At 73.3% G+C, this 9,147-nt stretch carries 6 protein-coding genes; 3 read left to right on the top strand and 3 right to left on the bottom strand.

The genetic code is table 11. From position 1 onward, the window contains the following. Positions 1-381: 381 nt before the first annotated feature. Positions 382-930 (bottom strand): MarR family winged helix-turn-helix transcriptional regulator, encoded by a 549-nt coding sequence (locus tag SZN_RS32680; protein WP_007503520.1) that lies wholly within the window; start codon positions 928-930, stop codon positions 382-384. Between the two features lie 147 nt (positions 931-1,077). Here SZN_RS32680 and SZN_RS32675 point away from each other — a divergent pair, with 147 nt between their 5' ends. Then, positions 1,078-2,346, top strand: a complete 1,269-nt coding sequence (locus SZN_RS32675; protein ID WP_007503518.1) for an MFS transporter — start codon at positions 1,078-1,080, stop codon at positions 2,344-2,346. A gap of 9 nt (positions 2,347-2,355) precedes the next feature. On the opposite strand, the gene SZN_RS32670 is transcribed toward SZN_RS32675, so the two are convergent. Beyond that, on the bottom strand, positions 2,356-4,014 hold the full coding sequence (locus SZN_RS32670; protein WP_007503516.1) for a SpoIIE family protein phosphatase: 1,659 nt from the start codon (positions 4,012-4,014) through the stop codon (positions 2,356-2,358). A gap of 182 nt (positions 4,015-4,196) precedes the next feature. Then, positions 4,197-5,570, bottom strand: coding sequence for an NAD(P)/FAD-dependent oxidoreductase (locus SZN_RS32665; protein ID WP_007503514.1), 1,374 nt, complete (start codon positions 5,568-5,570; stop codon positions 4,197-4,199). Between the two features lie 385 nt (positions 5,571-5,955). On the opposite strand from SZN_RS32665, the gene SZN_RS32660 reads away from it, so the two are divergent. Next, positions 5,956-6,726 carry a TetR/AcrR family transcriptional regulator gene (locus SZN_RS32660; protein ID WP_043734279.1) on the top strand — a complete coding sequence of 257 codons (771 nt, stop codon included), beginning with the start codon at positions 5,956-5,958 and terminating at the stop codon, positions 6,724-6,726. Between the two features lie 957 nt (positions 6,727-7,683). Next, positions 7,684-9,147 (top strand): sigma-70 family RNA polymerase sigma factor (locus SZN_RS32655; RefSeq protein ID WP_007503510.1); only part of this gene is annotated, 1,464 nt, incomplete at its 3' end.

Raw genomic sequence — 9,147 nt, 5'->3', positions numbered from 1 at the left:
TTTGTACTCACCCTCTCGGGCTTTCCTCCGGGCTTCCCTTCGGTGTTTCCGACTCTATCAGATCCTTTTCTCGACCTGACCCCCAGTCAGCGGGGTTTGCCTTCCCGGCCGTTGGGCCGTTCCGACGTTTCAAACCTTAGCTGATTCTCTCGGCGATTCCCAATCGGGCCGCCGAGCCCCCATTCGAATTGAATTCGGACATGCCGAAATCGACCCGCTGGGGAAGATCGTGCTGGTGGTTTGGGTTGCCGCTCTCGCGGCGGAGGGTGCTGCCGAAGAACCGTTACGGCTCAGCGGCAACCCGGAGAACATTACGGATCCGGCGTGCGACTGTCAAGGAACGCTTGTCAAGATCTTTTCCGGGGTGCGGGCCGGCGCCCGTCAGTCCAGGTCGCTGAGTCGGCCGCCGGCGTCCGGCTGCGCGTCCTCCACCCTGCGGAGCAGGCGGGTGAGGGCTTCACCGAGGGTGGTGCGCTCGTCGGGAGAGAGGTCCTGGAGCAGGTCCTCCTCGAAGACGGACGCGAGACGCATCGCCTCCAGCCACTTCTCGCGGCCCTCCGCGGTCAGCTCCACGATGACGCGCACACGGTTGGACTCGTCGCGCTCCCGGGTGGCCAGGCCCTCGGCGACCAGCCGGTCGATGCGGTGGGTCATCGCGGCCGGGGTGAGGCCGAGCCGCTTCGCGAGGTCGCTCGGGCCCAACCGGTACGGGGCGCCGGAGAGGACCAGGGCCTTGAGGACCTCCCACTCGGCGTTGCTGATGCCGAGGGCGGAGGTCTGGCGGCCGTAGGCGACGTTCATCCGGCGGTTCAGACGGGACAGCGCCGAGACGATCTTCTCGACCTGGGGGTCGAGGTCCTGGAACTCGCGCTGGTAGGCGGCGATCTGCTCTTCGAGTGTCGGTTCGCCGGTGCCGGGTGTCTCGCCCATGGCCCGAGTATGGCACGGGCCTGCTTGGCGTCGAAGTCCTTGAAGATGTATTGTTTAGCTTCTAACTTTAGCTTCGAAGTCTTCAGACCTGCATCGACGGGTCTCGATCTGAGAGAGGTGAACGTGACCAGGGCGAGGGGCGCAGCGATGCGCCGGATTCACGTGGGCAACGCACTCAGCGCGTTCGGGCTCGGCTTCACCGTCCCCTACCTGTACGTCTATGTGGCGCAGGTGCGGGGGCTGGGTTCCCTGACGGCGGGGATCGTCCTCGCCGTCTTCGCCGTGGCCGCGCTGGTCGTGCTGCCGTTCGCCGGGCGGGCCATCGTCCGGCGCGGCCCGCTCCCGGTGCTGCTCACCGCCCTGGTCACCGCCGCCGTGGGCGCGCTCAGCCTCGGTCTCGCCGGCAGCGCGACGGCCGTACTGCTGTCGGCGGCCGCGCTCGGAGCCGGGCAGGCGGTCATGCAGCCGGCGCTGGCGACGATGATCGTGGACTGCTCGACGGCGGAGACGCGGTCGCGGGCCTTCGCGACGCAGTTCTTCCTGCAGAACCTCGGGCTCGGCGTGGGCGGGCTGATCGGCGGGAACCTCGTCGACACGACGAGCGTGTCCTCCTTCACCCTGCTGTTCGCGATCGAGGCGGCGATGTTCCTGCTGCTCGTCGTGGTGATGGCGACGGTGCGGATGCCGCGCGCGCCGCGGGTCGACGGGGCGGCCGGGCACCTCACCGCGAAGGGGAGCTGGAAGCGGCTGATGCAGAACCGGGCCATGGTCCAGCTGTGCGTGCTCGGGTTCGTGCTGTTCTTCGCCTGCTACGGGCAGTTCGAGTCGGGCCTGAGCGCCTACGGCGTGGAGGCGGCCGGGGTGTCGACCTCCGCGCTGGGCGCGGCGTTGGCCGCCAACACCGCGGTGATCGTGGTCGCGCAGTTCCTCGTGCTGAAGTTCGTCGAGCGGCGCCGGCGGTCCCGGGTGATCGCGGTCGTCGGGCTGATCTGGGCCGTGGCCTGGGTGGCGGCGGCGTACGCCGGGCTCGGGAACGGCAGCAAGGAGATGGCCACCGCCGCCTTCATCTCCACGTACGCGCTGTTCGGGCTGGGTGAGTCGATGCTGTCGCCGACGGTCGCGCCGCTGGTGGCGGATCTGGCTCCGGCGGGTATGGCCGGGCAGTACAACTCTGCGTTCGCCCTGGTGAAGCAGTTGGCGCTCGCGGTCGGACCGGCGGTGGGCGGGCCCATGGGTGCCGCGCTGCCGGGGCCGTACGTGGTGACGTTCCTGCTGTTCTCGCTGGGCATCACCTACCTCGCGCTGCGGCTGGGGCGCCAGCTCACCGCCGTCCAGGATCAGCCGTGGCTCGGTCTGAGCCGGGTCGTGGCGCAGGGTGCGGCCTCTCCGGCGGGGCAGTCGCCGGCGCACGCCTGACCGGCGGCCCTAACGGGCGGGCGCCTTGGGGAGGATGAACTCGCACCAGACCGCCTTGCCGCCGCCCGGTGTGCGGCGGGAGCCCCAGGCCGAGGCGATCGTCGCGACGATGGCGATGCCCCGGCCGGACTCGTCGGCCGGTTCCGCGCGGCGGCGGCGCGGCAGATGGTCGTCGCCGTCGGTGACCTCGATGATCAGGCGGCGGTCGGTGCGGCGCAGGCGCAGCCGCATGGGCGGGGTGCCGTGCTGGAGGGAGTTCGCCACGAGTTCGCTGGTGGCGAGGACGCCCAGGTCGTGCAGGTCCGTCGGGAAGCGCCAGCTCGTGAGGACGCCGGAGGCGAAGGCACGCGCGCGGGGGGCGGCTTCGACTCCGCCGATGAGTTCCAGGGCGGCGTTGCGGAAGAGGTCGCTGTCGGGGCCCGTGCGGGCGGGGTGCTGGAGGACGAGTACGGCGACGTCGTCGTCGTGGTCCGCGGTGACGCCCGCCGAGCGGACCAGGCGGTCGCAGACGACCTGGGGCGCGCCGGTCGCACCGGCGAGGGCGCGTTCCAGGGCGGCGATTCCCTCGTCGAGGTCCTCGTTGCGCCGTTCGACCAGGCCGTCCGTGTAGAGGACGGCGGTGGAGCCGGGGCTGAGGGGGATCGAGCCCGACGCGTGCATCCAGCCTCCGGTGCCCAGGGGCGGGCCGGTGGGTTCGTCGGCACGCTGGACCTCGCCGTGTTCGTCGCGCACGAGGATCGGCAGATGGCCGGCGGACGAGTAGACCAGGCGGCCCTCGTTGGGGTCGTGGATGGCGTACACGCAGGTGGCGATCTGGTTGGCGTCGATCTCCGTCGCCAGGCCGTCCAGCAGTTGCAGGACCTCGTGCGGGGGCAGGTCCAGGCGGGCGTACGCGCGCACGGCCGTGCGGAGCTGGCCCATCACGGCGGCCGCCCGGACGCCGCGGCCCATGACGTCGCCGATGACCAGGGCCGTGCGGCCGCCGCCGAGGGTGATGACGTCGTACCAGTCGCCGCCGACCGCCGCCTCGGTGCCGCCGGGGTGGTAGGTGGCGGCGATGCGCAGGTCGTCGGGCTCCTCCAGTTCCTGGGGGAGCAGGGAGCGCTGGAGGGTGACGGCCGTCTCGCGCTGGCGGCGCTCGCTGGCCCGCAGGCGCTCGGCGGCCTCGGCGTGGTCGGTGACGTCGGTGGCGAAGACCAGGACGCCGCCGTCGCCCTCGGTGACGGGGGTGCAGGTGAAGGTGTAGGACCGGCCGTCGGGAGCCTTGCGGGACTTCAGGGTGCGGGGTCTGCCGCTGCGTAGGACCTGGTCGAGGAGCGGGAGCAGGCCCAGTTCGGCCAGTTCGGGGAGGGCTTCGCGCGCGGGTGCGCCCGGAGGGCGCACGCCGAAGGCGGTGACGTAGGCGTCGTTGACGTAGGCGAGGCGGTGGTCGGGGCCGTGGACGAGGGCGACCAGGGAGGGGACGCGGTCCAGGACCTCCCGGACCGGCAGTTCGTCCAGGGCGGGGATCGCCAGGGCGTCGTCGGTGAGTTGCTCGGCGCGGGCGGCCGGGACCGCGCCCGGTCCCTCTGCCCTGCGGTCATGGGCGATCGCGGCCACGGGTTCGGTCCGCGCAGCGGCGCGGCGCTGTGTTCCGGGGAGCCGGGCGCTCCAGCGCGTGAAGTTCACGAATCCTTGCCTCGTGTCGTCGTCTTCGGCCGGCTCCGGACCCGGCCGGGGGCTGAGGTGCGGCACCCCGGGATGCCGTGCGGGGTCGGAACGGTTTCGGGGTCAGTCTGGCAGTGCGGCCGACCTGGCCGACACCCGTCAGACGCCTGCCCCGTCGGTGGAGTTCCTGGGTCCGGCCAGGACTACCCCTTCGGGTCGTCTTCCGGGCCGTGTTGAGGCTTTCCACCGGCAGCGAGTTCGAACTCCGCCCGGGGGTGTTCGAGTGAACCGAGCGAGACGATCTCCCTCTTGAAGAGTCCGGAGAGCGTCCATTCGGCCAGGACGCGGGCCTTGCGGTTGAAGGTGGGCACCCGGCTGAGGTGGTAGACGCGGTGCATGAACCACGCAGGGTAGCCCTTCAGCCTCCGTCCGTAGACCTGGGCGACGCCCTTGTGGAAGCCGAGGGAGGCGACCGAGCCCGCGTACCGGTGGGCGTACGTCTCCAGGGGTTCACCGCGCAGGGAGTGCGCGATGTTGTCGCCGAGCACCTTCGCCTGGCGCAGCGCGTGCTGTGCGTGGGGGGCGCACTCGGTGCCGGGCGCGCCCGCGGTGACGTCGGGGACGGAGGCGGCGTCTCCGGCGGCCCACGCGTGGGGGGTGCCCTCGATCGTCAGCTCGGGGGTGCATTTCAGCCTCCCGCGCGCGGTGAGGGGCAGGTCGCTCGCGGCGAGGACGGGATGCGGCCTGACGCCGGCGGTCCAGACGACCGTACGGGTGGGGAAGCGGGCGCCGTCGCTGAGGACGGCGACGCGGTCCACGCAGGATTCGAGCCGGGTGTGCAGGCGGACGTCGATGTTGCGGCGGCGCAGTTCGGTGACGGTGTAGCGGCCCATGTCCTCGCCGACCTCGGGCAGGATGCGGTCCGCCGCCTCGACGAGGATCCACTTCATGTCCTCGGGCCGGACGTTGTGGTAGTAACGCGTGGCGTAGCGGGCCATGTCCTCCAGCTCGCCGAGCGCCTCCACGCCCGCGTACCCGCCGCCCACGAAGACGAAGGTGAGGGCCGCGTCGCGGATCTCGGGGTCGCGGGTGGAGGAGGCGATGTCCATCTGCTCGATGACGTGGTTGCGCAGTCCGATGGCCTCTTCGACGGTCTTGAAGCCGACGGCGTGGTCGGCCAGGCCGGGGATGGGGAGCGTGCGCGCGACGGAGCCGGGCGCGAGGACGAGTTCGTCGTAGGCGATCTGCTCGCCGCCCGTGCCCTCTTCGCCGGAGGCGAGGGTGGTGAGGGTGGCGGTGCGCTTGGCGTGGTCGATCGCGGTGGCCTCGCCGATGACGACGCGGCACCGGGGCAGGACACGGCGCAGCGGTACGACGACGTGCCGCGGGGAGATGGAGCCGGCCGCCGCCTCGGGGAGGAACGGCTGATAGGTCATGTACGGGTCGGGGCTGACCACGGTGATCTCGGCCTCGCCCCGGCCGAGTTCCGGTTTCAGCTCCCGCTGCAGCCGCAGGGCCGTGTACATCCCGACGTAGCCGCCGCCGACAACGAGAATGCGCGCACGTTCCTTCACCATCCCATGACGCACCCGGCGCTTGCGTTTGTCCACAGGCTCGACAATTTGTGTGACCGGAGCGGGACGCCGCAAGGAATTGGCCGAATTGCCGGAGTGGATGGGAACGTCGCAGGTCAGATGGTGCGGGGTGGGAGTTGCGAGTGGCGCAATCGGGGCGTAAGCGGCCCGTACTCCGATCGAGGACGCTCCGTGCGGAACCTGCCCCTTCTGAATTGACCCCCTCTCAACTATGTTCGTGTGTCGACGGAGTGTAGGGGGATGCGCTCATCGGGTCCGAAACCCACACAGGTCGGACTCGCTGTCCCGGGCCAGTTCCACGACGCTCCGGCTTCAGCAGGGACGGGGAGAGTCTCCGGGGGGAGACGTCATTACCGGGGGATCACTTATGCATGTTCAGGACTCTCGTTGGACTTCGGCGTCCGCCATCGCGCCCGTGGGCGCCGGGGCGGGCACGTTGAGCGCGGCGGCGGCCGGGGGGCGTGGCGACGGGCCGCGCAGGGCGCCGCTGCGCGTGGACGCACAGCGCAATCTGGAGCACGTGCTGCGTGCGGCGCGTGAGGTCTTCGGCGAGCTGGGCTACGGCGCGCCCATGGAGGACGTGGCCCGTCGCGCGCGGGTCGGCGTCGGGACGGTGTACCGCCGGTTCCCGAGCAAGGACGTCCTGGTGCGGCGGATAGCCGAGGAGGAGACCTCCCGGCTGACGGACCAGGCGCGGGCTGCGCTCGGCCAGGAGGACGAGCCGTGGTCGGCCCTGTCGCGGTTCCTGCGCACGTCGGTGGCGTCGGGCGCGGGGCGCCTGCTGCCGCCGCAGGTGCTGCGGGTCGGGGTCGCCGAGGAGGGCCGCGACGACGCCCGGGTGCCTCAGCAGCGGATCCAGCCGGGCGCGGGCGAGCTGCGCCTGGTGCCCGACCAGGCCGCGGTGGCGCCGGTCGACCCGGTGGCCGCGGGGACGGCGGCGCTGCTCGACGTGGTGGGCCAGCTCGTGGAGCGTGCGCGTGCCGCGGGTGAGCTGCGGGCGGACGTGTCGGTGTCGGACGTCCTGCTGGTGATCGCGACGGCTGCGCCCTCGCTGCCGGACGCGGCGCAGCAGGCGGCGGCGTCGGCCCGGCTGCTGGACATCCTCCTGGAGGGACTGCGGTCGCGGGCTCGGGAGTGAGGACGCGCGCCCGCTCCCGGGGACGAGGTCTCGGCCCAGGGAGCGGGACCGTTGCCCCCGGGGACGGGTCGGGCCGTGGACCAGGCGGTGGTCCGGACGAGGGCCGCGGCCGGGTGTGAGGTCGGCGGAGGTCCGGCGGGGCACAGTGCGACCCGGCTTCGGGCGCCGCCGGTGTCGAGCGGAGCCGGGCCTGCACCGCAGACGGGCGCGAGGACCCGGGCCGTGGACCCGGCGGAGGTCGGGACCAGGGCCGAAGCCTGGTGCCAGCTCGGCCGACGCCCGGTGACGACCCGGGCCGGGCCCGGCGGAGGTCCAGCGGGGGTCCGGCGGAGGTCCGGCGGGGCCCGGTGCGAGGCAGACGGTAAGGCTCCGGCGCGGCCGGTCGGTGTCGGGCGCGGTCGGTGTCGGGCGCGGCCGGGCGGTGTCGTCGCGCATCCGGCGGGCCGGCGCAGGTGCGGGAGGCGTGGGCGGGGCACCGGTGCCGCAGGCCCGCGCCCGTGGTGCCGTCGTCGCGCGGCGCGCCCGCGCCGTGTCATCGCGCACCCGGCTCGGCCCTGGCGTTCATCGCGCCGCGCTCACCCTCACCGTGCCCCGGTCCGCCCCCGGCGTGGTCGCCCGGCGCCCTCGCCCCCGCCGTCATCGCACCGCCCCTCGCCGCGCCCCGTCATCGCGTCATCGCCGTGCGCTCGATGGGGTGAGTCGGGGCGGGGGCCGGGTGTCGGCCACGCGGCGGTCCGTGTCGTGGGGCGCCCCTTGGGGTGTGGCGGGTGGGGCGGGCAACTGGTCGGTGGTGAGCGGGTGTTGGGTCTTCCCCGTCTCAGGGCTCGGTAGTGCCCGCTCGGAGGAAGACCCCACGGACGAGTGGATGTCCTTTCGCGCGGGTCCTGACCAAAAGCCAATGTGGCACCCTGACCCGGTGTCCGGGACTGGTGGAGCTGGCGGCGGGGGCTATCCGCGATGAACGTTGACGGGTGGGACGAGTCGCGCGACGACGGGGAGTCGGCGACCCCGCAGGTGCCGAGTCAAGGCGGACGGGCCGATCTGCCGCCGGGCGGCGACCCCTTGGAGAGCCGTACGCCGGGCCGCGCGGAGGGCGGCGTACCGACGCAGCGCGACCGCCGCGAGGACAGCAGCCTGCCGCCGCCGCGCGAACTGCCCGTGTCGGACGCCGATCTGATCGGCCGGATGCGCTCCGGGGACGACGGCGCGTACGAGGAGCTGTACCGGCGGCACGCCGAGGCGGTGCGCCGGTACGCGCGTACGTGCTGCCGCGACTCCCACACCGCCGACGACCTCACCGCCGAGGTCTTCGCCCGGATGCTCCAGGCGGTCCGGCGCGGCTCCGGTCCCGAGCACGCCGTACGCGCGTATCTGCTCACCTCGATCCGGCGGGCCGCCGCGGACTGGACGAAGTCGGCGCGCAGGGAGCAACTGGTCGACGACTTCGCCCTGTTCGCGGCGCAGTCCGCACGGGGGTCCGCGGTCGCGGACGACGACACCCTGGAACTGGGCGCGGACGTGCGGGCCATGCACGAGGCCGAGCAGTCCCTGGCCATGCAGGCCTTCCGCTCGCTGCCCGAGCGCTGGCAGGCCGTGCTGTGGCACACGGAGGTCGAGGACGAGTCGCCCAGTGAGGTCGCCACGCTCTTCGGGCTCGACGCCAACGGCACGCGCGTGCTGGCCAGTCGCGCCCGTGAGGGGCTCAAGCAGGCGTATCTCCAGGCCCATGTCAGCGCCAGCCTCGCCGGGGACGAGGAGTGCGCCCGCTACGCCGACCGGCTCGGGGCGTTCGCGCGGGGCAGTCTGCGCACCCGCGCCGAGCGGGGCCTGCGCAAGCACCTGGAGGAGTGCGTCAAGTGCCGGCTGGCCGCCGGTCAGATCAAGGAGGTCGCGGGCGGCATCCCGGCCGTCGTGCCGGTCGCGGTCATCGGCTGGTTCGGCGCCGCCGGGTACGCCAAGGCGGCGGCGCTGATCGCCGGGGGCGCGGGAGCGGGTGCCGCCGGTGCGGCGGCCGCGGCCGGGAGCGCGTCGGCCGGGGCCGGTGGAGCGTCGGCCGGGGCTTCGAGCGGTGCCGGGGCGACAGGTGGTGCCGGAGCGGCCGGTGGTGCCGGAGCGGCCGGTGGTGCCGGAGCGGCCGGTGGTGCCTCCGGAGGATCGGGCGCCGGGGGCGGTGCCGCCGCGTCCGAGGGCATGGGCGCACCGCTGAAGGCGGGCGTCGCGGCCGGTGTCGTCGCCGTCGGCGTGGCCGCCGCGCTCGTGCTGGCGCTGGCCGGGAACGACACTCCGGCCCCGAGGACGGACGCCAAGCAGCCGCCCGTCCCTTCCCCCGTCGTACGGGGCACCCCGCCCCCGAAGCCGCCCGCGAAGCCGTCACCGGCCCCGAAGCCGCCGTCCGCCCCGCCCGCGGCGCCGAGGCCGACC

It is taken from the genome of Streptomyces zinciresistens K42, from assembly GCF_000225525.1.
Taxonomy (GTDB): Bacteria; Actinomycetota; Actinomycetes; order Streptomycetales; family Streptomycetaceae; genus Streptomyces; species Streptomyces zinciresistens.
This window is presented reverse-complemented; position numbering and strand designations above follow the sequence as displayed.